The following is a 24,566-nucleotide window of genomic DNA, read 5'->3' on the forward strand; positions in this document are numbered from 1 at the left end:
AGCCGGTCGTTCACGAGGGCCGCGCGCCCTTGCGTCGAAATCCGTCCGCCGACCACCACGACCCTGCGATGAAGAAGTAGACAGCGCCCATCGCATCGCTGGAAAGCAGCGCCCCCGCCAGCGCCGAGCGTGCGCCGCTCGATAACATTCCCCATCGTTCGCCGGAGCGTCTCCAGCGAACGGCGGCACTGCCAAGCTGGAAAAGGCCTGAAAAAACGGCCCAGACTCCGAATGCCCGGGGTAAGCCGCTCACAACCATGCAGACGACGAATTGACGTACCGACATTGCGCTCATCCTCCCGGAAGTCTCGACTGGCGTCGCTGCTCCGATGGGTAGCATGGCATTGGGTCGATGCCCGCGCCATCGGTCAAATGACCGATGGCGCCAGGAAGCGAATACACCCGGGGCGGTTCGCAGTGGGAGCCCGATCACCCGCGCTCATCGTTGGGAATAGCGGACTCCACCGCCGACTTGAGCCTCGCCAGCCCCTTCTGGATGATCTCCGGATCCTCGACGGCCCGACGCTCGACCGGATTCACCTCATCCGGCCGCACGGTCTGAAACAGGCGTGTGAACAGACAGCTATCGGGGCCGATTGGCGTGACAGCGAACGTTGCGACGTACTGAATGCGATCGCCCGGTTTGCCGTTGACAACGTCCTGTCCCGCGACCGTCCACAGAAACCCGTCGATCTGCGCGACCACGGTGTATTGCTTGCTGATGCCGCTTGTGTTCGCCGGATTCACGTTTTCAATCAGGACGTCCCCGAGCTGCGAAGGCGCGTCCAGCTTGCCGCGAACAACCGCTACGCCATGGGCGACAGGCAACCATCGAGGAAGATTGCCCCACGTCGTCACCCAGTCGAACACGGCTCGCGCCGGGCGCTGGATCACGATGCGGTTCTCGACGAACCGAACGTTCATGCTGTCCGGGATCGGCGAATGGTACGGCCCGGACGACACGGACTGCGCCAGCGCCGCAGCGCGGGGAAACGCGCACACGAGCGCGAACGACAGACAAACGGCCAGCTTGTTCACGGCTGAACTCCTCAATAACTGTCGGCATTGGACGGGGCCGGGGTGGACATCAACGCGCACGCCTGGAACCGAACGGATCGAAAAATATCGGACACACAGACCGTTATTGACTATAACTTCCGGATAACGAAAATCAGAATATGACGTAAACCCCCATACACGCGGCTGTCTACGTGCCATATCTTTCACCACATTGGACATATTGTCCGTTTTGTGGAGATCCGCAGTGAAACTGGAAATCGAACCGTTCCCGTCGTGTCTCGGCGCCGAAGTACGCGGCATCGACCTGTCACAGCCGCTGACCGGCGACAACCGGGCGGCCATCGAAGCCGCCATCGCCAGGCATGCAGTGCTGGTGTTTCGCGACCAGCCGCTGTCGCAGGATGCGCAGGTCGCGCTCGCACGCGGCTTCGGGCCGCTCGATCTGGGCCTGAAGCGCGTGAAGAAAACCGTCAGCCGCTTCCGCCATGACGAACTGCTCGACATCTCGAACGTCGATACCAACGGCGAAATCGCCGCGCGCGACACGCGGCGCATCGTCGGCAATCTGGCGAACCAGCTGTGGCATAGCGATAGTTCGTTCCAGAAGCCGGCCGCGCGTTACTCGATGCTCTCCGCCATCGCGGTCGCGCCACAAGGCGGTGACACGGAGTTCTGCGACCTGCGCGCCGCCTGGGACGCACTGCCCGAAGACTGGAAACGCGAGATCGAAGGCCGCGAGGCGGTGCACTATGCGCTGCACTCGCGCTTCGTGCTCGGCGATACCGACTACACCGAAGCACAGCGCGCCGAACTGCCGCCCGCGACATGGCCGCTGGTCCGCACGCATCCCGACTCGCAGCGCAAGCTGCTGTTCGTCGGCGCGCACGCGAGCGAAGTGGTCGGCATGACGCTGGCCGAGGGCCGCATGTTGCTGATGGATCTGCTGGAACACGTCACGCAGCGCGAATTCGTCTACGTGCATAAGTGGCAACCAGGCGATCTGGTGATGTGGGACAACCGCAGCACGCTGCATCGCGGACGCCGCTACGACCTGTCGATCCGCCGCGAGATGCGTCGCACGACGACGCTCGACGTCGATGGCGACAAACAGGCCGCCACGAGCGACACCGTCGACGAGTGCGCACACCAGACAGTCTGATGCGCGATCGGCGGCGCTGGCCACCACGACAAAAACAGCACCATCCGCAAGCCCCGGAGCAAGCGCACCTTGCCCGCTCCGGCAAAGGAGACAGGAAACGACGATGAACATACCCACTGGACCGGCCGAACTGATGAACGCATCGACGGGCGTCAACGGCGAATTCCGCGCGGCCGGCGCGCACGACGCGGCCGAACTCGACCGCGTCGTCGACAAGGTCGGACGTCAGCTGATGTGGTTTCTGGTCGCGCTATATCTGGTCGCGATCATGGACCGCAGCAACATCTCGTTCGCCGCGCTGACCATGAACGGCGATCTCGGTCTGTCTCCGAAGGCCTATGGCATCGGCGTCGGCGCGATGTTCTTCACCTATGCGCTGTTCGAGGTGCCGAGCAACCTGCTGCTTGCGCGCATCGGCGCCCGCGCGACGCTCACGCGCATCGCGATGCTGTGGGGTATCGTGACGGTGCTCATGGCGTGCGCGGTCGGCCCGGTCAGCTTCTGGGCGCTGCGCGCCCTGCTCGGCGCCGCCGAATCGGGCCTGTTTCCGGGCGTGATGCTGTTCCTGAGCTTCTGGTTTCCGTACGCGTGGCGCGCGCGGTACAACGCTGCATTCAATCTGGCCGTGCCGATTGCGTACATTGCGTCGGGCATCGTGTCCGGTGCGCTGCTCACGCTGAACGGCGCGGGCGGACTCGCGGGCTGGCAGTGGCTGTTCGTGCTCGAAGGGCTGCCCGCCGTGCTGCTCGGCGTGATCGGCGCGTTCTGGCTGACCAACCGGCCGTCCGAGGCGACGTGGCTCTCGCTCGCCGAGCGACAGACGCTCGAAGCCGCGCTCGACGCGCATCCGCCTTCGGCGAAGGTGGTCGCGCCTACGTCGATGCTGCGCGCGCTCGTCAACCCGGTCGTGCTAACGATGGGCCTGTGCAACACGCTGCTGTTCTGCGGCCTCACGTCTGCGCAAATCTGGTTGCCGCAGATGCTGAAGACGTATCACTCGTCGTTCACCACGATCGGCCTGTTCTCCGCCATGCCGCCACTCGCGGGATTGATCGGCATGGTTGCGCTCGGGCGACTGTCGGACCGCTCGCCGCATCGCTTCCTGCATGCGTCGCTCGCGTTCGCGCTGTCGGCGCTCGGTTTTGCGCTGGTCGCGCTGTCGCATTCGATGTGGCCGATGCTGCTCGGCTTCACGCTCGCCAGTGTCGGTATACTGGCGACCCAGGCGATTTTCTGGACCATCCCGCAGTCGTTCCTGCATCGCTCGACGTCCGCAGGCGCGATCGGCGCAATCGGCATGATGGGGAGCATCGGCGGCGCGATCATGCCGGCGATCGTCGGCGAACTGCGTGCGCAGACGCATGCGTTCACCGCGGGCTTCATCGTCGTGGCCGTCGCGTGTCTCGCGGGCTGCGCGCTGATCGGCGTGCTGCACGCAATGATGGCGCGGCAACGGTGATGCAGCCGTGGCAGGCCGGTTTTGTCCGAAACGCGTGATGGAAGCCGCCTCAACCCGTATCGACGCGTCCGGCAGATCCGCTCCGCCGGACGCTTTTATTCCGCTCCGCACATGGCACTCGACACTCTCACGGACGCCCGCCCGAAAACCGCCGACGACGATGTTTCCGCCCTTTCGCGCGGCCTGTCGCTGCTGGAGACGATCACCGCGTCGCCGCATCCGCTGACCGTCAAGGAACTCGCCCAGCAAACCGGCATTCCGCGCCCGACCGTCGCGCGCATCGCCTCGACGCTCGTCAATGCGGGTTATGTGCGGCAACTCGAAGGCAAGGACCGCTTCTTTCCGACGACGCGCTCGCTCGAACTGGCCAACACGTTTCTCGCGCACTTCGACATGTGCAAGGCCGTGCGGCCGTTCCTGCGCGAACTGGCGGAAGAATGCGGCGCGGCAGTGCATCTGTGTCTGCGCAACCGGCTCGACATGGTGGTGATCGAATCGGTGCGGCCATCGGTCGGGCCGATCATCGTGCGGCTCGGCCTCGGCGATCGCCTGCAGCTTGCGCACTCGGCGATCGGCCGTGCGCATCTCGCCAGCCTGCCGCCCGAGGAACGCGATCCGCTCGTCGAATCGCTGCGGCTGTCGGGCGCGAACGAAGGCATGGATCTGCGCGCGATGGTGAAGAAGGCAGCGAGGGAACTGGGCGACAAGGGCTTCGTCAGCGCATTCGGCGACTGGCACAGCGACATCAACGCTGTGGCCGTGCCGTTGCAATCGCCGGCCGGCGAGCACTTCGCGATCAACTGCGGCGGCCCCGCGTTCCTGTTCTCGCGCGAGACGGTGCTCGAACACCTGGGTCCACGCCTCGTCGATACCGCGGCGAAAATCCAGGAATTGATCGGCAGGGTCGTTCTTGGCGCGTGAGCGCGCACCGCTTCACGCGGCGTAACCGTTCGACCGCGAGTGTTCTTGACAGCGTGTCGATATCGGGCAGTTGGGCGCGAAGCGTGCATTCAGGCGTCGTCGCGGTGGAGTTGATCGGCAACGACTCGCGGCGGCAGTTTACCGACGAGATTGATCGGACGCTCAGCGACGCGGGCAACGACGTGTGGTCGGCAGGCCGCATCCCTTGAAATCCAGCAGCACGTCGCGATCGTTCGGAGTCTGCGAACCTTTGGCCGTCGAGTCAAAAAACCTGGACCCGTAGAACTTTACGGCCTCATGAATCGTTCGAGCGTGAGCAAGCGCTGTTCGACCCGCGTCGCGCGACACTCGCCCTGCAGCAGCGGCGGCCTTCTGCGCGATGGCGCCCAGACTGATATCTGTGGGCGCGTGTCGGTGCGTCATATACGGTCTCTGCAAACGGATATGCGATGCCGGCGTTCAATGCGCCTTCCACCGCGAGGCAGAAACGCAATTGATCCGGCTCCCGTCCGCTTTCGGTCCCACGCCAGAGACCAGATCGCAGCAGCAAGCCACGCGAACCCTCTTCGATCGGACAGTCCAGCGCCCGCGGCACTGCTCAAAAAGGAAAAGACAGCGCGACTGCGACTACCCACACCGTCACCTCAGCGCAACCGCTCGCATCCACCTCACGATCCACGTGACAATCGCCGAGCGGAAGATCGCCGCCAGCCCTCGGTGGCGTCCGAGCACGAATGCGCCAGCAAATGCGCCAGCCAGGAGTTTCGCCTCCGGACTCGACAGAAGCGTCGACAATTCGCGCTCGATCGCCCACTGGCCTGGGCGGTCTGCGCGACGGACGGGCCGCAGCCGGCGCGCATCGGCGAGCAGCACCGCCCGGCTCTGCGTCATGCGCGCGAGCACGAGTGCCTGTGCCTCCTCATACGGGTGTCGCAGCCTCATTTGAGTACCTCCTTGAGCGCATCCATGTCGCGCTGGATCTCCCCTCGCAACATCGACAACGGAACGCCTGGCCGACGCGTACGAACGACGGCAAACGCGATCAGCGACACCAGCAGCCAGACACCCGCCACGCCCCACACCGACGCGAGGAAATAACGCGTCTGCCATGCCGACGCAATCACCGCGATGCAGAAGAAAGACAGCGTGAACAACGCACCCACCGCCAGCACGACCAGCGCGATGACATCGCGAAGCAATCTCGTTTTCGCTTCCGCGAGTTCGATCGCAACCAGTTCGCCGTAATCGGATAACCGGTGGACACAAAATCGCCCGATATGCCGCCACTGCGCAGCCTTCGAATAGAGTGACATCTGCACCTCCCGCCGCGCTAACCAGCACCTGGCGATATCAACGAACCCTTTCGGTCGGCGTGAGCAGCCCCACGATGGAGGCCGCTCACCAGACGTTCGCCACAGGGCTGGGGGAATCCGTTAGCGATCCCCGCTTCCGCCGCGCCAGATCGCACCCATCAGGAAACCGACCGCTGCGGCAATCGCTAGCGTAGTGATCGGATTGGTCGTCGTCGCGTCGCGGAGCATGCTCGTCGTATCCGCACACAGTTGCTGCGCCTTGCCGCCCAACTCCCGTGTCTTGCCGGCGAGCTGGGTCGACGTGTCACCGGTCAGGTCGCCCACTGCGCTCTCGACCTTGCCCGCCACTTCCTGCACAGCCCCTTCAGCTTTGCTCGTTTCCATCGCGCTACTCCTTTCTCGGTTCGGGCACGGAGCCGACTATCCGGATTCCGGATCAATGTCTCGTGAATCGTATCGCCAGGCTCACCACCCGGACGCGCAATCCGCGAGCCTGCTATCAGAGACGCTCATCGTTCGCCGCTATTCAGCAACCCGATCTGCGGTCCCTGCTTCATCTCGTCGTGCTGACACAGTTCCATTTTCACGGAGAACTCGATCCTTTCTCCTTCGATAGACGCTGCCAACGAGAGGAACTTCACCTCGCGGCATCCGCCGCAGTCCCATCGGGGCCGGACTTTCTGCTACCCTCTGTCGCCGCCGCTGGCGCTTCGTCCCGGCCCGCTCCAGACAAGACCTCCTTCTCGCCGCCGGCCATGCGCAGATACATTGCGGCCAGTCGACGCAATTCCGCCTCGGTCGCCTCCTCAATGCCGATCAGGTGATTGTTCGCCTGACGGTGCGACGAGATCAGCTCATTCAGCTTCAGATGAAGCGCCACACTATCCTTGTTCTGGCTTTGCTGAATCAGGAACACCATCAGGAACGTAACAATGGTGGTGCCGGTATTGATAACCAGTTGCCAACCATCGGAATAGTGAAAAAGCGGCCCAGTCACAACCCATACCACGATCGTGATAACCGCTGAACCGAAGGCGATCGGCGAACCCGCCCACCGCGTTATGGTGCTCGCAAACGCGTCGAACAGTCGGGCGATCCGGTTGCCCGACGCATAAGCCAGGCTCGACGTCTCTGGAACGGGCGCCGGACCATCCGTGAGATCTTGCTGCTTCATGGCGACATCCTGAAAGAGACATGGCGACTCACCTGTTTACCAGGCGCGTAGCAACCGCGGGAAACAGGAAAACCGGGGCTTCGTATGGACCTGCGCGACGCGTAGGCGGCCGTCGGCCGCGATGCCCGGGAGAGGGGGTGGCCAGTTTCAGAGTCGGCACTCTGACGTGCACACCGCGGTTCGCCGTGCATGGAGGGGAGGGGCACGAGGAAGGAGCACGATCCGTTCCCGGAACTTGCGTTGACGTGGCCCGGGCGGGCGCGATACGTGCGCATCGGCACCTTGGGGCCGCCACCGGAGGTCGGAGTCGGGCAAACAAAGGCCCAGTCAGCCAACCGGGCCAAGCAAAACATCGATTGCGGCTTGCCCGGCGATCTCGGCTACCAGGTAGGCCCATCGTTCGGTGAAGGGCCCGTTGCGTAGCGGTATGCGTCCGCCTCGGGCGCCGAGCACTTCGAGATTAGTCCCGCCTTGTATCTGAAAAGTGACGTCAAACGTGTCGTCCGCCGATGGAGTCAATTCGACGTGAATTTCGAAGCCGCGATACGCGATCGTTCGGCGCATGGATGTCTCCGTTTCGTCACAGGAAATGAACCAGAAAAGAAAACCGGAAACGGCTTGCACAGTTGTCGGGCGAGCTTGTCCGCACGCCCCGCCCCATCACATTAAAAGCTTGCAAGCCGGGGGCGACCGGGCCGCAATGACCACTAGACAAGCGTGCACCGGCTGTTGGCGATACCGGCTTATGTGCCGGGCGCCCGCAACGTGCCGCACAGGACCTGCGCCGTCTGACCCACGCATTTCAGCGTGGTGGCTTAGGCGTCCGCAGCCAGTCGATCAGCCCGAGACGGATTGCCTTGCGCTCGACGAAGCGCTCGGCGAAAACCATCATCGGCCTGCTGCAATGTCAGCGAGCGGCGGCAAACCAAACGCAGCATTATTGCGCTTCGAAACCGACTACGCGGAGCCAGAATTCGTCCGCACGCCCCTCCGGACAACCTTCCCGCTGCCACAACGCATATGCGCGCTCGCTCAGGTGTTGATCTAGCGCTCGATACCAGTACACCTCCGTTCGTCCGTCGAGGCGGCCGTCTTGCTCCCAAAGAGCGTAAGCGCGTTCACGAACCGCCTGTTCCAGGCCATCCTTCGTTTCGGAGCTTCGTTCAAGGTCGTCGCCATAGGGAGACATCTGCCCGCTCCGACTGACATGCAAGCGAGCCGTTAGACCTTCGATTTCATTGTCGGGAACCAGACGGCCGTGCGCCGCCGCCTCAAGCGCCTTCGCTTCATACAGGCTATCGTCCGCCGCATCCCCCCATTCCCCCAGGGTGATGGGGTACGTGTGCAGCACAGTGCCGCCGCCATTCAAAACATCAACCAGTCGTTGCATTACAACTCCTCCCATCCGCATTCGTATCAAGTCTGGGCCACCGCTTACGGCGGTGGGCGTATTGAGAACGACTGTGGCGATACCTTCGCGTCCCCCGTGGGGCTTCCGATGACGCCGGGAATAAACGTTTCCGCTTTTGTCGAGCTTCGAAGTCGTATCGGAACGATGCTGTGGAAGTCGATGAGGGCGATGCGATACAGGCTCACGAAAGCCGTGCAGAGTCGAATCGAAACGCTCCGGTCTTGTCACCCACCGACCGGCTTCCCACAGCATCCAGCTTGCTTTGCAACTCCGCCTTGCGCTTTGCCATCTTCCCTCCCAGCGTATGGAGATCACATTTCGATTTGCGCAATTCCGGGAAGAGCTGCTGCTCTTCTTCCTCGACGTGATGCCCCACCATCTCGCTCATCACCTTGAAGGTCGCATCGAATCCCTTTTCGCCGGCCTTCAGCGTTTCAAACTTCGCGATCAATGTCTTGACGAGAAAATGCTCGATACAGGCTTCGTCGACGTCGATCTTGCCGTCGCCGGGCAACGCTTCCTGAGCGGCCGGATAAAGAAACTCTTCTTCGAGGATCGTATGAATGGACAACTCTTCGCATGCGCGCTGCGCCAGTGCCGACTTCCGTTCAAGGTCGTCGTCAGCCGATCTCTCGAACGCCGAGAACAGCTTTTCAACTGCGCGATGGTCCGCCTCAAGAAACGCCAACGCATCTTGCGACGCAGATCCCGCCTCAGTCTCGTTCAGTTTCGCTTCCATGATGATCTCCTCCGTCATGCGGTTGAAATTCGACCCGTGGCGCGTCACCCGGCAGACCGTTCGACGAAATCGCGTGGCCGGTACTGTCGACGATCGAACCCGGCTCTACGCCGGCTTCCGGCGGCGGTTCCACCCGGAGTACGTTAGCCTCGCTGGCATGCTCCTGAGCGGTGGCTGCGCTCGCAATGCCAGCCGTCTCAACCTGACTCTTCCAGGAAATACCGAAGCGCTCCGGGGCGGCCCCCAAGAGCTCCCGGCCCGTTTCCGCCGTAATTTCGTCCACGTGTCGCCAGTACGCGAAGACCTTCTTGATCGCTGCCGGGAATTGCTGTGACTGAAGATCGAGCGCTTCGCTAAACGATGCGGCGGAGAACAACGCGTCAACCACCGCCTGCTGCTCGGCGAAAAGCGTTCTTGCGGTCTGTACGTTCAACTGGACGGTTTTCTCGAAACCGGCGAAGACCCCAGTCGCGCAGGCGAAAGCAGCTTCGACGGACGTATAGCGTTGCTGCGGCGACCATGGCGACATGATTTCGGGGTACATAGAGGCTCCGTTAAGGTAAGGGCGCGGCATGTGACGTGCATGCAGAAATGCATGACCGGGATTGCTCGGGGATACGCGCACGGGTCGTACCTGAAACGAACCTTGAAGCGCCGCCGATTTCGTGGCGATCAAAGGCTGCGTTTCGTAGACACCTGAACCCGGTTCCGGAACGTCGGATAGCAGAGGGAACGAAAAATGCTCGCTCTCCAGGCGAATCTAATTCGCCGAACGCTGCGGCCATGCCGGGTGCGTCGGTATCGACCAGGTCAGGGAGACGATCGATGAACCAGACAGAAGATCCTGCAGACTATCTGGCGGCCGCGGAAGATTCCGCCCTATTCGTCCATCAACACGACGGCGCGGTTTCATGGGGAGCGGTGCTCGCCGGCGGCGTCGGTTCCGCGGCATTCGCGCTCATCCTGCTGACGCTGGGCACAGGCCTCGGCCTGACATCGATCTCCCCCTGGTCGTCGGGTGCCTCGAATGCGAAAGCGTTCGGCTTTGCGGCCGTGATATGGGTTTGCGTCACGTCCATTCTCACCTCGGGATTGGGCGGTTATCTGGCGGGGCGGCTACGTCGCCGCTGGCTGGCGGTTGACGTCGATGAAATTCACTTCCGCGACACCGCTCACGGCTTTCTGAGCTGGGCCGTTGCGACGCTTTTCACGGCGGCGATACTGACCTCGGCCGCAGCGGGAGTGGTACGGACGGGCGCTCAGGCCGCCGCGACCAATGCGTCGGCGAGCGACTACGGAACGCCTGGCGCAATGCAGCGCGGCAATGCAGGAGCCGCAATCAATACGTGGCCGCTCGGCTACCTTGTCGATTCGCTGTTCCGGATGCCCGCCGGTTCTCAACCCGCCGCAACCGCGACGATGGCGGCCGGCAGCGAGATACCGCGCCTGGAAGCGGCGCGCATCTTCCTCAATAGTTCGGCAACGGGGGATCAACTGTCGCCGGAAGATACCGCCTATTTAAGCCAGCAGGTTATGCAACGCACCGGCATTGCGCCGGACGCCGCGCACGCCCGTGTGGTGGCCACCTATACGAGCTTCCTGCAGAAAGTCGCAGCACTGGATGCCGCTGCAAGAAATGCAGCGGACAAGGCCCGCAAAGTCGCCATCGGGGCATCGCTGTGGTTATTCGTCTCGCTTCTGATGGGCGCGTTCTCCGCAAGCCTGATGGCAACGTTCGGCGGCCGGGTACGCGACGCCTGACTGGAACTTCGATTCGTCTTCCCAAGGAGCTGCTCATGCGTTCGATTCTTCTTTATCTGCTCGGCGTGCCCATTCCCATCATCATCCTGATCGCGCTGTTCTGGCATTGAATGCGGCCACGATGACCCGCGACGCACAGCAAGCCAGGCGAAACGGATGAACGGGCCATCCCTGCGGAGCCAGACCTTGACTAGCGCACAGCGACGGCAGGGCTCCAGACAGGCGGTTTCGTGGCCCCCGACAAGCTCTGCTCCCCTCGACGACACGCCCGGCGTTGTATTGGGGGCATGCCGGCGCCCTCGTACCGCGGCGCCGCAGCCGGTCCGTCTTCGGGCCAGCCGAAGCGTCGTGAAAAAATGAGCTGTTGTAGCTCATCGGCTGTGAGGACCAGCGTGCAAGGGCAGTTTTTCTTTCTTGTGGAGCACGACTTGCACCAAGCAAGGAAGATACCTTCTATTCGTCGGGTTCATGCGAAGCAGGTCCTCCATCAATCTCGGCCAGCCACGCGGCGCCCGATATTCGATCAGATTGATCGTTTTAATGCCCGAAGACCATTCGCGCAAACAAGCGACGATATTATTGGCATCGATGCCCCATGGCATGGGTGGCAGCCGGTAATAAGGGGTCTTCATCACGCCCCACAGGGTGAGGGAAGAAAACCATTGCGGAACGACGTCGAAAACAAGCTCGGCTTCCGGAAAACGGGCGACCAGTCCGGCAAAAAGGCGCTTTACAGCCGTGGGCTGAAGATACATGAGCAGCCCCTGGGCGACGATGAATACGTCGGTGGCCGGCCCTATCCCGTTGGCCCATTCGAGGTCAAGCGCATTCGCCGCGATGTGGCGAAAGCGCTTCGACGGTTTCAGGAAATTTTCGCGAAACTCGATGGCCGCGGGAAGATCAACGGTAAGCCATTGCATTCGGCCGTTATCGACACGGCGCGCCTGGGTTTCCAGGCCTTCACCTAACGAAATGACCAGGCCATCAGGGTGAGTCCGAAGCCAGCGCACGATTAAACGATCGATTGCGGCTGCACGCGCAGCGAAGGAGCCGACCGGATGACCGAAGCGGCCGGCAAAGTCGTAGTCGATCGCCTCGCAGATCCGGGCGCTCTCGTGGTCCGTCAGGATGCCGTCTGATCGTCCTGACTCGCACGCCCGGTCATGCAGCGTCCACAGCATCGTTTCCGAAACGCCGTCAAGGTTCGATACGACATGGGTCGCTTCGACGAGATTGTCCTGCCGCATGGACTCCGCAGGAGGCGATGAGACGGGGGCCATGGCGCTCAGAGGCTACTCAGGCGCTTCGCGTTGGCGGTGGCACGCTCGTGAATAGGCGCAAGACTTTCCCGCATCACGCGGGCAGTCGAATTTGCCAAATGCAACGGATTGGCCGGCGCGTTGGCCGCGATGCCGGCCAACGCTGTCTGGTGCTCCAGCCACTGCGATGGCGATTGACTGGCCAGCAGGGCAACCGCCGCGACAGACGTTGCCCACATGCGGTTGCCCATATCGACGGCTATCACCATGGCGAGACTGAAAAACCCAAACCCCAAAGCCTGCAGCGATTCCGACGCCGCCTCCTTCTTTTCCCGGCTCATAAGGCTGAACTCGGTCTGATCGCGCTCGCTCGGTACGGGGCCGGCAAGCGCCATGCGTGCCGTGCGATGTCCCATGACCTGGGCGGTAGCGGCGAACATTTCTCCGGCCTCCGCGACGGTGCGCAACCACGTAACGGAAAGATCCCGAAGGGGGGAATACGGTGTAGACGGCGTCATGGAATGCTCCCTGGTTTACGTTGATGAAGCGGAAAAAACGTTGGTAGACGTAAGCCCGGCCGGATGGGTCAAACACGACCTCGATTCAACATTCCCGTCAAGAGAGCAAAAAAGGCGTCTGTCCAGAAGGTGCTACGTGCCGGTCCAGCATAGGCTTCGTCCTGCTGCAACGCAACGTATATCTAGCTTATCGTCCGTCGTTGAAAAGGAGCGGCCGGGCGACGCTGGAGCATGGCTCCGGCGCGATCGCGCTCAGGCAGCAAGCTATGCGAATGGCTTTGGAAAGATTTCAGAACGCCGCCGCCGGCACACCTTCGTGCGGCGAAAAGCGCATATCCACAGATTGAACCTCAAGCCTGCAAACGCCGTCATTCGAGGCATCGATTTTGCTGACCGCGAGGCATTCCGGTCAACGCAAGCGAAATCATGTCGACGAACCACCCCACCAGCGATTCCCCCCGTGCGCCGACCAGCCCCAAAGCGGCCGCGCGGCCGCATGGCGCACCCGCGTCGCCGGCAGGCAGGCACCCCGCACCGCCCTGCACGCTCGTGATTTTCGGCGCCGGCGGCGATCTCACCAAACGTCTGCTGATGCCGGCGTTATACAACCTCGCCGTTGATGGCCTGCTCGACGACGGCATGAAGGTCATCGGTGTCAATCACGGCGAGCGCGAAACGAAGGCATGGTGCGAGGATCTGCACAGTGCGCTCCAGCAGTTCGCCGCCGACAAGGCAAGCACCTTTCACACCGACAAGCTCGACGACAACGCGTGGAACTGGATCGCGCGCCGCCTGCACTATATCGCGGGCGATTTCGAGGACGACGACGCGTATCAGCACCTCGCGCAGCAACTCGACGGCAACGCGCAATGCAACGTCGTGTTCTACCTCGCAGTGAGCGCGCGCTTCTTCAAACCGATCGTCGAGCGTCTCGGCAAGGCCGGTTTGCTGAAGCAAGACGACGACGGTAACGGCCCATTCCGCCGTATCGTGATCGAGAAGCCGTTCGGCACCGATCTCGCGTCGGCGCGCGATCTGAACCGGCATCTGCTGACCTTCGTGAGGGAAAGGCAGATCTATCGCATCGATCATTTTCTCGGCAAGGACACCGTCCAGAGCATTCTCGCCGTACGCTTCGCCAACGCGCTATTCGAGCCGATCTGGCGGCGCGAGTATATCGACAGCGTGCAGATCACGGCATCGGAGATGATCGGCGTGGAAGGACGCGGCAGCTTCTACGAGCAGACTGGCGCGTTCCGCGACATGGTGCCGAACCACCTGTTCCAGCTACTCGGCATGGTCGCGATGGAGCCGCCCAATTCGTTCGACGCCGAAGCGGTGCGCGACAGGAAGGCGGAAATCTTCGATGCGCTCAAGCCGCTCACGCCCGACGACGTGGTGTTCGGACAATACGGGAAAGGACTCTCGGGTGCGGCCTACCGCCATGAACCGGACGTCGCGCCAGACAGTCAAAGAGAAACGTATGCCGCCGCCCGGGTGCAGATCGACAACTGGCGCTGGGCGGGCGTGCCGTTCTATCTGCGTACTGGCAAGCGGCTTGCCGCGCGACGCACGGAGATTTCCGTGCACCTGAAAAACGTACCGTTTCGCCCGTTCCGCGCGACGGCCGTCGACACGCTGACGCCCAACGTCATGACGCTGCGCATCGATCCGTCGCATGGCACGAGCTTCCATTTCAACGTCAAGACCCCGGGGCCGGTCATGCAGATCGATGCGGTGCATTCGTCGTTCGACTACGATGACTTCTTTGCGGAACGTGCGAACGTCGGCTACGAAACGCTGCTGTATGACTGCATGCTCGGCGACGAGACGCTGTTTCAGCGCGCCGACAGCATCGAAGCGACGTGGGCCGCGGTGGACGGCGTACTGCATCCGAAGCACGGTGTCGCGATTCCGGTGTACGACTACGCTGCGGGCGGCGCAGGCCCGGCCGAGGCGGATGCGCTGCTCGCGTGCGACGGCCGCGCGTGGCGTTCGCTCACGCCGACTGAACCGACATAAACGTCAACCCGATCGACGGGGCAAACGACATGACGACACACGCACCATCAACGGAGGAATGAGTGACCAGGACGAAAGGCACGACGGGCGCGACGGGCGCGACGCCTGCATCGGCAGGCATTGAGAATATTCTGTCCATCGACGTGGGCGGGACCGGTTTAAAGGCCGCCATCGTCGACGCGGACGGCGGAATGCGCACCGGGCGCGTGCGCGTGGCGACGCCGCATCCATGCACGCCGACCTTGCTCGTCGAAACGCTCCATGCGCTCGTCGAACCGCTTATCAAGCAGTATCAGCCGACGCATGTATCGGTTGGCTTTCCTGGTTTCGTGCGCGCGAACCACGTGCTGACTGCCCCCCATCTCGGCGTCGATGGCTGGAGCGACGTGCCGCTCGCGAAGATGCTCGGCGAGCGCCTGGGCAATCCGTCGGTGCGCATGATCAACGATGCCGAAATGCAGGGCCTGGCCGCCATCGAAGGACGCGGCCTCGAATTCGTGCTGACGCTCGGCACGGGCACCGGCACTGCGATGTTCCGCGACGGCGAACTGATGCCGCATCTCGAACTCGCGCATCATCCGGTCAGCAGGAAACACGCGTACGACGAGTACATCGGCGATGCCGCACGTCATAAGGCCGGTGACAAGCGCTGGAACAGACGCGTCGAGAAAATCATCGGCATTCTCGAATCGCTCGTGCACTACGACAAACTATGGATAGGCGGCGGCAACGCGGCGCGGCTCACGTTCGACCTGCCGCCGAACGTGACGACTGTGTCGAACGATAGCGGCCTCGAAGGCGGGGCGCGTCTGTGGCATCCGCGGTCGGTGCGCGAAACGCGGCAGTTTCCCGAAGCGACGCAGCGGACAGGGATTTTCAGGTGATTCTCTTGGCTTCCCGTCTTCGGTCGTCTTTCCGATGATTTTTTCTCGATGCGGTTCGCTCCGGCCATTCATATATTTATCGGCAAACGCCGTTGCGATTAAAGGCTGATTGCAGCGATCCATTCATGCCTTATCCGGCAATCCGCCAATACGTCGCGACACGCCACGGCGGGTAGAATGGCGAACCCGCCACTCGCCATTGCCGCCGCCATGATTACCTGCCACGTCCGCTACGTGATCGACGCCAATCTGATCGCCGAATTCGAGACCTACGCGAAGATGTGGATTCCGCTCGTCGAGAAATTCGGCGGAAAGCATCACGGTTATTTTCTGCCGGCCGAAGGCGCGAACAACATCGCGCTCGCGCTGTTTTCGTTTCCGAGCCTCGCGGCCTATGAAACCTACCGGCAGGACTCGCAGCAAGACACCGATTGCCAGGCCGCGTTCGCCTACGCGGCCAAAACCCGCTGCGTATTGAGCTACGAACGCAGCTTCTTCAGGCCGGTGTTCGACTGACGCGTCGAATGCGGGGGTCTCGCGCGCCAGCCCCAGTGCGCGACGACGGGACACGCGCATTGCACCAGCACGACGAGCGCGACGCACCCGGGCCAGCCGAACCGCGCCCACACCGCGCCGGGCACGATCGCGCCGAGACTCCCGCCGAGGTAATAACACGACAGGTAGATGCCGATCGCGGTCGCCTTCGCCGCTCCTGACGACGACGTCACGAACGAAGTCGCGGCGGCCTGCGCGACGAACACGCCGCTCGAACTGAGCGCGAGCCCGGCCAGCACCATCGCGAGCGAATGGCTCAACGTGACGAGCGAGCCGAGCGCGCCGAGCAGCGACGCGGCGAGCAGCAGTTGCGACTGCGGCCTCGACCGCGCGACCCGCCCCGCCACCGGCGTCACCACCAGCGCGAGTAGAAACACCGCATAGATCGACCCGAGCGCGGCCGGCCCGAGCGAGAACGGCGGCCGCCCGAGATAGAGGCTCGCATAGGTGAACGACGCAACCTGCGCGAACAGCACGCAAAAGCCGACCGCATACGCGGCGACCAGCGGGCCGCCGAACAGCGACGCCGCCGCCCCGCCGCCGCCCGCTTCGCGCCGATCGACAGCCGCATCGCGCGCCTCATGCGCGTCATGCGCCTCATGCGGCTGGCCATCCGCCAGCAGAACGCGAATGACCAGCCCGACCAGCAGGCTCGCCGCCGCGAGCGCCTCGAATGCGCGATGCCAGTCCGCATACGCGGTCACGAGCGCCGCGATAAACCTTCCCGCAAAGCCGCCGACAACAGTGCCGGTCACGTACAGGCTCGTGACCTCGGTGATCCGCCGCGGCTCCCATCGCTCGCCGATGAACGCGACGGTGCTCGCGAAAACGACCGGAATCAGCACCCCGGAAGCGAACCGCCACAGCAGCAGCGCGGCGAAGCTGGACGCGTGCGCGGACAGCGCCATCGGCGCCGCGAGCAGCATCGACGACCACGCGATCACGCGCGGCCGCGCATACCCGCGCGTGAGCCGCCCGACGAACGGCGCGACGAGCGCGACCGCCAGCGTCGTCGCGGCGATCGTCAAGCCGGCCCGCTCCGCGTTCACGCGGAAGTCGTCCGCGAGTTCGCGCAACACGCCCTGGCTTGCATAGAGACTCAGGAACGCCGCGCAGCCGGCGAGCATCACCGCGATCCTGTCCCGACCTTCACGACTGTCACGACCATGCATAGGGTTGGCACCGTTCTCCTTAACTGCGATATTTATACGGTCCGCGCCGCGCGTTGACCAATACCGATTTCCAACCGATTGATACCCGGCGCCCACGCGCCCCGCCATGGACCCACGCAAGCTCCGATACTTCGCCGCCGTCGCCGACGAACTGCACTTCGGCCGCGCCGCACAGCGGCTGCACATCGCGCAGCCGCCGCTCACCCGGCAGATTTCCGCGCTCGAAAGCGAACTCGGCTTCCGGCTGTTCGAGCGCAGCACGCGCGCGGTCACGCTCACCGCCGACGGCGCGCGTTTCCTGCCTCATGCGCGCGACCTGCTCGCGCAACTCGACAAGACGACGTCGATCGCGAGGCAAACCGCGCTCGGCAACGCGGGGCACGTGGTGCTGGGCTACGCGAGTTCGATCGCGTTGTCGCCGCTGTTCGCCAACACGCTGCGCGCGTTCGCGAACGACGCGCCGGACGTGCATCTGACGCTGATCGAAACCGCATCGGCGTCCCAATGGATGCAGGTCGCCGACGGCCGCCTCGATATCGGGTTGGGCCGGATGGTGCTCCCCGACATCGACGGCATCGACGCGGTCACGCTGCACAGCGAACGGCTGCTCGCCGCGCTGCCGTCCGGCGATCCGCTCGCGCGGCAAGAGCACGTCACGCTCGAACAACTCGCGCAGCGGCCGTTCATCCGTTACCCGGACGGTTACGGTTCGGGGGTCAGCCAGCGGATCGACGCACTGTTCGGCGCGCGCGGGCTCGACATCTCGACGCGTTATCTCGGCTCGCAGATCACGACGATCGTCGCGTTGATCGCGTCGGGGCTCGGCGTATCGATCGTGCCGGACTGCGCGACGACGATGAGCCGCGACGGGGTCGTCTATCGGCCGATCGACGCGGACGACGCGGTGATCGACATCCTGATGCTGACCCGGCGCGGCACGCGGTCGGCCGCGCTGGAACGGCTCTGCAACGCGCTGGTCGCGAACGGCGCGCCGACACGCGCCTGACGCCGGCCAGGACGGAACCCGCCGTTTGCAATCGTCGGCGCGTCGCTTGTAAGCACCCGGCGAACAGCCATCGCGACCTATCATGCTTGAGACCGGGCGGGACCCGACCGGGCGGCTCTCGCGCAAGGACAAGCATGGAATACGACATCGGGCGGGCCATCCGCAGGTTTCCCGACCAGCGGGACGAACTCACGCGCAGCGCCGAAAAAGCATCGAAGCTCAGGCACGCGTGCGGCTGCGCGATGGGCGCGGCCTGCTTCGCCGCGACGACGCTCGCGTTCGTCGCGATGCTGATCTCAAGGCCGCCCGACTGGGCCGGCCTGCCATTGCGCATCGGCGCGGGCGTGCTGGCCGCGCTGCTCGCGACGGCGCTCGGCAAGGTCGCCGGCATCGCGTTCGCGCGGCTGCGGCTTGCGTGGCTCGTGCGCGGACTGCAACGCCGTTATCCGGTGGAGGATCGACACGATGACCACCTGCACCCGCTGGGTCGATAAGTTCGTCATCACCTGCGCGGACTGGACCAACGAGGTCAGCGAGACCTGCACGTCGTGGGCGGACGAAGGCGCGTATCAATGCTCGCAATGGGCGGACGAAGGTTCGAACCAGTGTTCGCAGTGGGCCGACGAAGGCTCGAACCAGTGCAGCGCGTGGGACGAATGCCACTGGTACACGCCGTGGGACTGCATCGCCGGCTTCTTCTGCAAGGCATGGTACTGGGTCGCGAACTGGGTGTGTCAGGCGTGGTACTGGGTCGCCGACTGGGTCTGCCAGGGCTGGTACTGGGTGGCGAAATGGGTGTGCAAGGGTTTCGCGTGGGTCGTCAACGCAGTGTGCATCGTGTTCTCGTGGGCGCTGCGGCTCGTCTGCGTCGCGTGGGACACGCTGCGCTGCGCGCTGCTCGCGTTCGGCCGATGGCTCGGCTCGTTAACCGGGCGCGCGGGCCGCGGAAAAACGCCGCCGCCGCGCATCGAGCGCGTGTTCGTGCTGACGCTGGAGAACCGTTCGTTCGATCATCTGTTCGGCTTCAGCGGCATCACCGGCGTCGATCCGCAAGGCAACCCGACGACGTTCAACGAAGGCTTCGATCCTGCGGTCAACAGCAACGTCGATCCGGTGACGAACGCGAACGTGTTCGTCAGCGCGCCCGCCGACTTCTTCCTGAAAGGCGTGGACGCGGACCCCGGCCACGAGTTCGAGGACACGCTCACCGCGCTCGGCGGCAGCGGCGCGGCGTATCAGCCGGTGCCGGGCGGTTATCCGCCGATCGACAACTCGGGCTTCATCGACAACTACCATGCGCCGCGCGACGGCGAAAGCACGCCGTCGTCCACGCCCGACCGGATCATGCACTGCTTCGCCGCCGGCCAGTTGCCGGTACTGAACGCGCTCGCGCGCGAGTTCGCGGTGTGCGACTGCTGGTTCTCGTCGCTGCCCGGGCCGACGTGGCCGAACCGCTTTTTCCAGCTCGCGGCGACCTCCGGCGGACTCGACGACAGCCCCGGCAAGCTCGACGTCGTCACGAGCACGACGGTGGACGGCTATCGTTTCGAGAACGGCAACGTGTTCGACCTGCTCGACCAATACTGCATCGAGTGGAAGATTTTCGAGGGCGACGATTTCCCGGTCAGCTTCGCGCTCGAAGGAATGAACCTGAACGAGTTGCAGGGCCGCTTCGCGTCGATGGACGATTTCGAGTCCGACCTCGGCAGCGCCGGTTTCGGCCCGAAGTTCGTGTTCATCGAGCCGAAGTACGGCGCGCACGAATTCGACGCGACCGGCCCCGGCGACTTCACGTGCGGAAACTCGATGCATCCGCTCGACGACGTGAGGCGCGGCGAGAAACTGGTGAAGCGCGTGTACGAAGGACTGCGCAACTCGCCGCTGTGGGAGAAGAGCGTGCTGCTGATCACGTTCGACGAGCACGGCGGCTTCTACGACCACGTCGCGCCGCCGCCCGCGGCGCCGCCCGGCGACCAGATCGATCAGAACTACGTGAAGCAGGGTTTCCTGTTCGACCAGTTGGGCGTGCGGGTGCCGGCGATCGTCGTGTCGCCGCTCGTGCCGCGCAACGTGATCGACCATACGCGATATGACCACACGTCGCTGCTCGCGTCGATGGAGCGGCTCTTCGGGATGAAGCCGCTGACCGCGCGCGACGCCGCCGCGAACGACTTCCTGCATCTGCTGTCGCTCGCCGCGCCGCGCGCCGATGCGCCCGCCACGCTGCCCGCCCCCGACGACAGCCGCCCGCAGCTCGCCTGCGAAGGCGACGACGATACCGATAGCCAGTCCGCCGACCGCCTGCTGCAACAGCGTTCGACGCTGCGGCTCGCGCGCCGCGAAGGGCGCTACATGGCGCGCGCGGTCGCCGACTACCGGCTGAAGCCGTCGCAGGTCGGCTTCATGCAGGTCGCGCTGCTGAAGGTGCTGAACCGGACCACGCAGCCGGACAAGGCGCGCTGGCTCGACGCATATCGCGGCGTGCAGACCGGCATCGACGCGGCGATCTTCATGACCGACGCGAAGCTGAAAGTGAAGCACGGAATCGACGTGGTGCAGATAGAGCGGCTGGCGGCGCGGCGGCGTTAGGCGACGGCGGACAACAACCGCAAGGCGGCCGGCCTCTCGCCGCTCTCGCCGCGCCCGCCGCTATCCGATTATCATCCGGAACCATCCCCGCCACCGCTTTCACGCTCCCACGCCGCTCCGCCATGCCGACTGCCCCGTTCGACGCCATCCTTTTCGACTGCGACGGCGTGCTCGTCGATTCCGAACTGATCACGCATCAGGTGCTGTCGGAGATGCTCGGCGAACTGGGCTGGTCGATCGCGCCGGAGGAGGCGATGCGCCTCTTCGTCGGCAAGGCGGTGAAGGACGAGGCCGCGCTGATCGAGGCGAACACGGGTTTCGCGCTCACCGACGATTGGCTTACGCAGTTCCGCGCGCGCCGCAACGAGGCGCTCGAACGCGATCTCGTCGAGATTCCCGGCGCGGGCGACGCGGTGCGCGCGGTGCACGACGCGTTCGGCGGCCGGATCGCGGTCGCGTCCGGCGCGGACCGCCGCAAGGTCGAACTGCAACTGCGCAAGGTCGGTCTGCTCGACTGCTTCGCGGGCCGCATCTTCAGCGGCCACGAGATGCCGCGCAGCAAGCCGCATCCGGACGTGTACCTCGCCGCCGCCGCGGGTCTCGGCGTCGAGCCGGCGCGCTGCGCGGTCGTCGAGGATTCGGTGACCGGCGCGCTGGCCGGTCTCGCGGCAGGCGCAACGGTATTCGGCTACAGTCCCGACGAGCCGGGTCACAGCAGCGCCGGCGCGCTGCGCGACGCCGGCGTCGCGCGCGTGTTCGCGGACATGGCCGGGTTGCCGGCGTTGCTCGCGCAATGGTCCGGTGCGTCCGCACCGGATGCGTGACCGGAAACAACCTCATTGCAGCACCGGGCGCGAAACGCGCGCCGCGTCGAAACGCTGAAAGGTCTGGAAAGGAAAACCGGCCCCGCCCGCCGCGTGGTACGGCCATGCCGGAAAGTTCGTTTGCTATCGAATTTTTAGGGTATCATCCCGCCGATGTCCAGCCTGCACACCCTGCGTCTCGCTGTCAGCAGCACGCTCGTCCTGGCCGCCCGCAAGTGGCGGCGCACGAGTCATGACGTGCTGTCCGCGTACAACGTGTCCGAAGCGTGCTCCACGCCGCTGCTGACCGCGGGCCGGCTCGGCGAGGCGGTGCGCCAGGTCGCGCTCGCTGAACACGTCGGCATCGAGGGGCCGTCGCTCGTGCGGCTGCTCGACCAGTTGTGCGCGGCAGGCCTCGTGCGCCGCGACGAAGACCCCGACGATCGCCGCGCGAAAACGATCTCCCTCACCGACGAAGGCCGCCACGTCACCGAACGGATGGAGGACGACCTGCGCGCGCTGCGCGCCCGCGTGCTGAAGGACGTGAGCCGCGCCGATCTCGAAACGACGCTGCGCGTGCTGAACGCGTTCAACGCCGCGCTGTCGCCCGACGGCAACCCGCGCCACCCCACGAACTAGCCCCGCGTCATGGTCTACCCCTCCGCCCGCGACTGGCTGTTCTCGGTCAAAACGTTTGCCGCCGCGATGCTCGCGCTGTATCTCGGCCTGCTGTTCGAGCTGCCGCGCCCGTACTGGGCGATGGCTAGCGTGTACATCGTGTCGAACCCGTTCGTCGGCGCGACCCGCTCGAAGGCGCTGTACCGCGCGCTCGGCACCGCGCTCGGCGCAGCGGGCGCGATCCTGCTGGTGCCGCCGTTCGTCGAGATGCCGCTGCTGTTCAGCATCGTCGTCGCGACGTGGACCGGCACGCTGCTGTATCTCGCGATCTCGGACCGCACCGCCCGCAGCTACGTGTTCATGCTCGCCGGCTACACGATGCCGCTGATCGCGCTGCCCACCGTCACCGATCCGGCCACGGTGTTCGACGTCGCGATCGCGCGGACCGAGGAGATCGTTCTCGGCATCGTCTGCGCGAGCGTCGTCGGCAGCGCCGTGCTGCCGAGCCGGCTCGCGCCGACGCTGATCGAGCGCACCGACGCATGGTTCCGCGACGCCGCGTTCTACGGCCGCGAGACGCTGTCCGGCCACATCGCCGGCGCGGCGATCTCCGCGTGCCGGCAGCGGCTCGCGGCGACGGTCAACGGGCTGGAGTTCCTGTTGAGCCAGTTGAGCTACGACCACACGCACCCGCAGATTCTCGAACGCGCGGAGGCGCTGCGCGGCCGGATGATGCTGTTCCTGCCGATCATGTCGTCGCTCGCGGACCCGATGATCGCGCTGATGCGCGACCTGAAGGTGCGCCCGCCCGGCCTCGACGAATTGCTCGCGGACACCGCGCAATGGTTCGGCGCGCCGCTCACGCACGCGCCGGACAGCGACGCGCAGGCGAGCAACGCGGCCGTCGATGCGCTGCACGCGCGGATCGCGGCGCTGCAGCCGGGCGGCGACGCGCTCGCGTCGTGGCAGGGCGCGCTGCTGTCGAACGCGTTGTGGCGGCTCGGCCAGATGATCGACATCTGGCAGGACTGCCGCGCGCTGCGCGCGAGCATCTCGCAGGAATCGGCAACGTGGCGGCCGCGCTTCCGGCACTGGCGGCTCGGCGGCACCGAGCGTTATTTCGATCGCGGGATCATGGCGTTTTCGACCGCGTCGGCGGTCGGCGCGATCATCGTCGCGTGCGGGCTGTGGATCAGTTCGGGCTGGCACGACGGCGCGGGCGCGGTCACGCTCGCGGCGGTCGCGTGCTGCTTCTTCGCGTCGCTCGACGAACCCGCGCCGCAGGTGTTCCGCTTCTTCGTCGCGACGGCCGTGGCCGTGGTGATCGCGGGGCTGTACCTGTTCGTCGTGCTGCCGCGCGTGCACGACTTCACGATGCTGGTCGTGATGTTCGCGGGGCCGTTCATCCTCGTCGGCACGCTGATACCGCGCCCGCAGTTCAACCTCGTGACGATGCTGGTCGCGGTGAACACGGCGACGTTCATCAGCATTCAGGGCGCTTACGACGCGGACTTCCTCGTGTTCCTGAACAGCAACATCGCGGGCGTCGTGGGGCTGCTGTTCGCGTTCCTCTGGACCCGCGTGACGCGCCCGTTCGGCGCGGAGCTGGCCGCCGCGCGCCTGCTGCGCTCCAGTTGGGCGGACGTCGCGCTGACCGCGTCGACGCAGCCGATCGCGGACCAGCGCAACCTCGCGTCGCGGATGCTCGACCGGCTGATGCAGCTGATTCCGCGGCTCGCGGCGTCGGACGACCACCGGCATCCGTCGATCGAGAGCTTCCGCGATCTGCGGATCGCGCTGAACGCGCTCGACCTGCGCCGCTCGCGGCACCGGCTCACCGGCGAACTGCCGGCGACGATCGACGGCGTGCTCGCCGGCGTCAGCCGCTATTACGCGGGCTGCGCGGACCGCCGCGCGCGCCAGCCGGTGCCGCCCGCGTTGATGGCGACGATCGACGACGCGCTCGGCCGCGTGACGTCGCACGCCGCCGCGACGACGCGCGCGGTGAACGCCGAAGGCCCGGCCGCGAGCACCGCGCTGCGTGCGTCGCAACGCTGGCTGCGCGAGACGCGGCACGCGCTCGTCGGGCTGCGGCTGTCGCTCTTCCCCGCGGCGGCCGGCCAGCCGCCGCAACCCGCTAGCGAGGCGCAGGCATGACGCGCCTGCTTTCCGTTTCCGTATTC

26 protein-coding genes are annotated in these 24,566 nt (G+C 64.8%); 13 read left to right on the top strand and 13 right to left on the bottom strand.

Annotated features, from left to right (window positions below; translation table 11 throughout):
- Positions 1-10 precede the first annotated feature (10 nt).
- Entirely contained in the window at positions 11-286 is a 276-nt protein-coding gene (locus BLV92_RS18135; RefSeq protein ID WP_090551138.1) for a hypothetical protein, read from the bottom strand.
- A gap of 143 nt (positions 287-429) precedes the next feature.
- The gene (locus BLV92_RS18140) at positions 430-1,038 is read right to left on the bottom strand and encodes an SRPBCC family protein (RefSeq protein WP_208862123.1); all 609 of its coding nucleotides are present in this window, start codon (positions 1,036-1,038) and stop codon (positions 430-432) included.
- 226 nt (positions 1,039-1,264) lie between these two features.
- Between BLV92_RS18140 and BLV92_RS18145 the strand changes: the two genes are divergently transcribed.
- The 3 genes from BLV92_RS18145 (at position 1,265) to BLV92_RS18155 (ending at position 4,559) form a co-directional block, all read left to right on the top strand.
- A complete protein-coding gene (locus BLV92_RS18145; RefSeq protein WP_090547604.1) occupies positions 1,265-2,179 on the top strand; it encodes a TauD/TfdA dioxygenase family protein in 915 nt (304 codons plus the stop codon).
- Between the two features lie 103 nt (positions 2,180-2,282).
- On the top strand, positions 2,283-3,638 hold the full coding sequence (locus BLV92_RS18150; protein ID WP_167627112.1) for an MFS transporter: 1,356 nt from the start codon (positions 2,283-2,285) through the stop codon (positions 3,636-3,638).
- Positions 3,639-3,749: 111 nt separating this feature from the next.
- The gene (locus tag BLV92_RS18155) at positions 3,750-4,559 is read left to right on the top strand and encodes an IclR family transcriptional regulator (RefSeq protein ID WP_090547607.1); all 810 of its coding nucleotides are present in this window, start codon (positions 3,750-3,752) and stop codon (positions 4,557-4,559) included.
- 639 nt (positions 4,560-5,198) lie between these two features.
- On the opposite strand, the gene BLV92_RS18160 is transcribed toward BLV92_RS18155, so the two are convergent.
- From BLV92_RS18160 to BLV92_RS18195, 8 genes are all read right to left on the bottom strand, one after another.
- Positions 5,199-5,501, bottom strand: coding sequence for a hypothetical protein (locus tag BLV92_RS18160; protein ID WP_090547608.1), 303 nt, complete (start codon positions 5,499-5,501; stop codon positions 5,199-5,201).
- The gene (locus tag BLV92_RS18165) at positions 5,498-5,872 is read right to left on the bottom strand and encodes a phage holin family protein (RefSeq protein ID WP_090547610.1); all 375 of its coding nucleotides are present in this window, start codon (positions 5,870-5,872) and stop codon (positions 5,498-5,500) included. Before BLV92_RS18165 ends, BLV92_RS18160 begins: the two co-directional genes overlap by 4 nt.
- Before the next feature lie 120 nt (positions 5,873-5,992).
- On the bottom strand, positions 5,993-6,256 hold the full coding sequence (locus tag BLV92_RS18170) for a CsbD family protein (RefSeq protein WP_090547612.1): 264 nt from the start codon (positions 6,254-6,256) through the stop codon (positions 5,993-5,995).
- A gap of 253 nt (positions 6,257-6,509) precedes the next feature.
- Positions 6,510-7,046 carry a low affinity iron permease family protein gene (locus BLV92_RS18175; protein WP_090547613.1) on the bottom strand — a complete coding sequence of 179 codons (537 nt, stop codon included), beginning with the start codon at positions 7,044-7,046 and terminating at the stop codon, positions 6,510-6,512.
- 327 nt (positions 7,047-7,373) lie between these two features.
- Positions 7,374-7,610 (bottom strand): hypothetical protein, encoded by a 237-nt coding sequence (locus BLV92_RS18180; protein ID WP_090547615.1) that lies wholly within the window; start codon positions 7,608-7,610, stop codon positions 7,374-7,376.
- A gap of 373 nt (positions 7,611-7,983) precedes the next feature.
- The gene (locus BLV92_RS18185; RefSeq protein WP_243842374.1) at positions 7,984-8,436 is read right to left on the bottom strand and encodes a DUF2934 domain-containing protein; all 453 of its coding nucleotides are present in this window, start codon (positions 8,434-8,436) and stop codon (positions 7,984-7,986) included.
- Positions 8,437-8,638: 202 nt separating this feature from the next.
- Complete coding sequence (locus BLV92_RS18190) at positions 8,639-9,196, bottom strand: hemerythrin domain-containing protein (RefSeq protein ID WP_090551142.1); 558 nt, start codon at positions 9,194-9,196, stop codon at positions 8,639-8,641.
- Positions 9,171-9,740, bottom strand: coding sequence for a phasin family protein (locus BLV92_RS18195; protein WP_167627113.1), 570 nt, complete (start codon positions 9,738-9,740; stop codon positions 9,171-9,173). The genes BLV92_RS18190 and BLV92_RS18195 overlap by 26 nt, the downstream gene beginning before the upstream one ends.
- Positions 9,741-10,021: 281 nt before the next feature.
- Here BLV92_RS18195 and BLV92_RS18200 point away from each other — a divergent pair, with 281 nt between their 5' ends.
- Positions 10,022-10,957 carry a hypothetical protein gene (locus tag BLV92_RS18200; RefSeq protein ID WP_090547619.1) on the top strand — a complete coding sequence of 312 codons (936 nt, stop codon included), beginning with the start codon at positions 10,022-10,024 and terminating at the stop codon, positions 10,955-10,957.
- A 371-nt stretch (positions 10,958-11,328) separates the two neighbouring features.
- Here BLV92_RS18200 and BLV92_RS18205 read toward each other — a convergent pair whose 3' ends face one another.
- Complete coding sequence (locus BLV92_RS18205; protein WP_090551146.1) at positions 11,329-12,204, bottom strand: class I SAM-dependent methyltransferase; 876 nt, start codon at positions 12,202-12,204, stop codon at positions 11,329-11,331.
- A 38-nt stretch (positions 12,205-12,242) separates the two neighbouring features.
- Positions 12,243-12,734, bottom strand: coding sequence for a polyhydroxyalkanoate granule-associated phasin (locus BLV92_RS18210; protein WP_090547621.1), 492 nt, complete (start codon positions 12,732-12,734; stop codon positions 12,243-12,245).
- 426 nt (positions 12,735-13,160) lie between these two features.
- Between BLV92_RS18210 and zwf the strand changes: the two genes are divergently transcribed.
- From zwf to BLV92_RS18225, 3 genes are all read left to right on the top strand, one after another.
- Positions 13,161-14,756: a glucose-6-phosphate dehydrogenase gene (gene zwf / locus BLV92_RS18215; RefSeq protein ID WP_090547623.1), complete on the top strand. Its 1,596-nt coding sequence runs from the start codon at positions 13,161-13,163 to the stop codon at positions 14,754-14,756.
- A gap of 62 nt (positions 14,757-14,818) precedes the next feature.
- Positions 14,819-15,640: an ROK family protein gene (locus BLV92_RS18220; RefSeq protein WP_090547624.1), complete on the top strand. Its 822-nt coding sequence runs from the start codon at positions 14,819-14,821 to the stop codon at positions 15,638-15,640.
- Between the two features lie 210 nt (positions 15,641-15,850).
- A complete protein-coding gene (locus BLV92_RS18225) occupies positions 15,851-16,156 on the top strand; it encodes an NIPSNAP family protein (protein WP_090547626.1) in 306 nt (101 codons plus the stop codon).
- Here the strand turns inward: BLV92_RS18225 and BLV92_RS18230 are convergent.
- Positions 16,120-17,322, bottom strand: a complete 1,203-nt coding sequence (locus BLV92_RS18230; RefSeq protein ID WP_208862124.1) for an MFS transporter — start codon at positions 17,320-17,322, stop codon at positions 16,120-16,122. The genes BLV92_RS18225 and BLV92_RS18230 overlap by 37 nt on opposite strands.
- A gap of 151 nt (positions 17,323-17,473) precedes the next feature.
- Here BLV92_RS18230 and BLV92_RS18235 point away from each other — a divergent pair, with 151 nt between their 5' ends.
- The 6 genes from BLV92_RS18235 to BLV92_RS18260 all read left to right on the top strand — a co-directional run bounded on the left by BLV92_RS18235 (position 17,474) and on the right by BLV92_RS18260 (position 24,540).
- On the top strand, positions 17,474-18,373 hold the full coding sequence (locus tag BLV92_RS18235; RefSeq protein WP_090547629.1) for a LysR family transcriptional regulator: 900 nt from the start codon (positions 17,474-17,476) through the stop codon (positions 18,371-18,373).
- A gap of 134 nt (positions 18,374-18,507) precedes the next feature.
- Positions 18,508-18,867 carry a hypothetical protein gene (locus tag BLV92_RS18240; protein ID WP_090547630.1) on the top strand — a complete coding sequence of 120 codons (360 nt, stop codon included), beginning with the start codon at positions 18,508-18,510 and terminating at the stop codon, positions 18,865-18,867.
- Positions 18,839-20,962: an alkaline phosphatase family protein gene (locus BLV92_RS18245; RefSeq protein ID WP_090547632.1), complete on the top strand. Its 2,124-nt coding sequence runs from the start codon at positions 18,839-18,841 to the stop codon at positions 20,960-20,962. The genes BLV92_RS18240 and BLV92_RS18245 overlap by 29 nt, the downstream gene beginning before the upstream one ends.
- Positions 20,963-21,084: 122 nt before the next feature.
- A complete protein-coding gene (locus BLV92_RS18250) occupies positions 21,085-21,786 on the top strand; it encodes an HAD family hydrolase (protein ID WP_090547634.1) in 702 nt (233 codons plus the stop codon).
- Positions 21,787-21,939: 153 nt separating this feature from the next.
- Positions 21,940-22,404 carry a MarR family winged helix-turn-helix transcriptional regulator gene (locus BLV92_RS18255; protein WP_090547635.1) on the top strand — a complete coding sequence of 155 codons (465 nt, stop codon included), beginning with the start codon at positions 21,940-21,942 and terminating at the stop codon, positions 22,402-22,404.
- 9 nt (positions 22,405-22,413) lie between these two features.
- On the top strand, positions 22,414-24,540 hold the full coding sequence (locus BLV92_RS18260) for an FUSC family protein (RefSeq protein WP_090547637.1): 2,127 nt from the start codon (positions 22,414-22,416) through the stop codon (positions 24,538-24,540).
- The last annotated feature ends 26 nt before the right edge of the window (positions 24,541-24,566 follow it).

It is taken from the genome of Paraburkholderia caballeronis, from assembly GCF_900104845.1.
Lineage (GTDB): Bacteria > Pseudomonadota > Gammaproteobacteria > Burkholderiales > Burkholderiaceae > Paraburkholderia > Paraburkholderia caballeronis.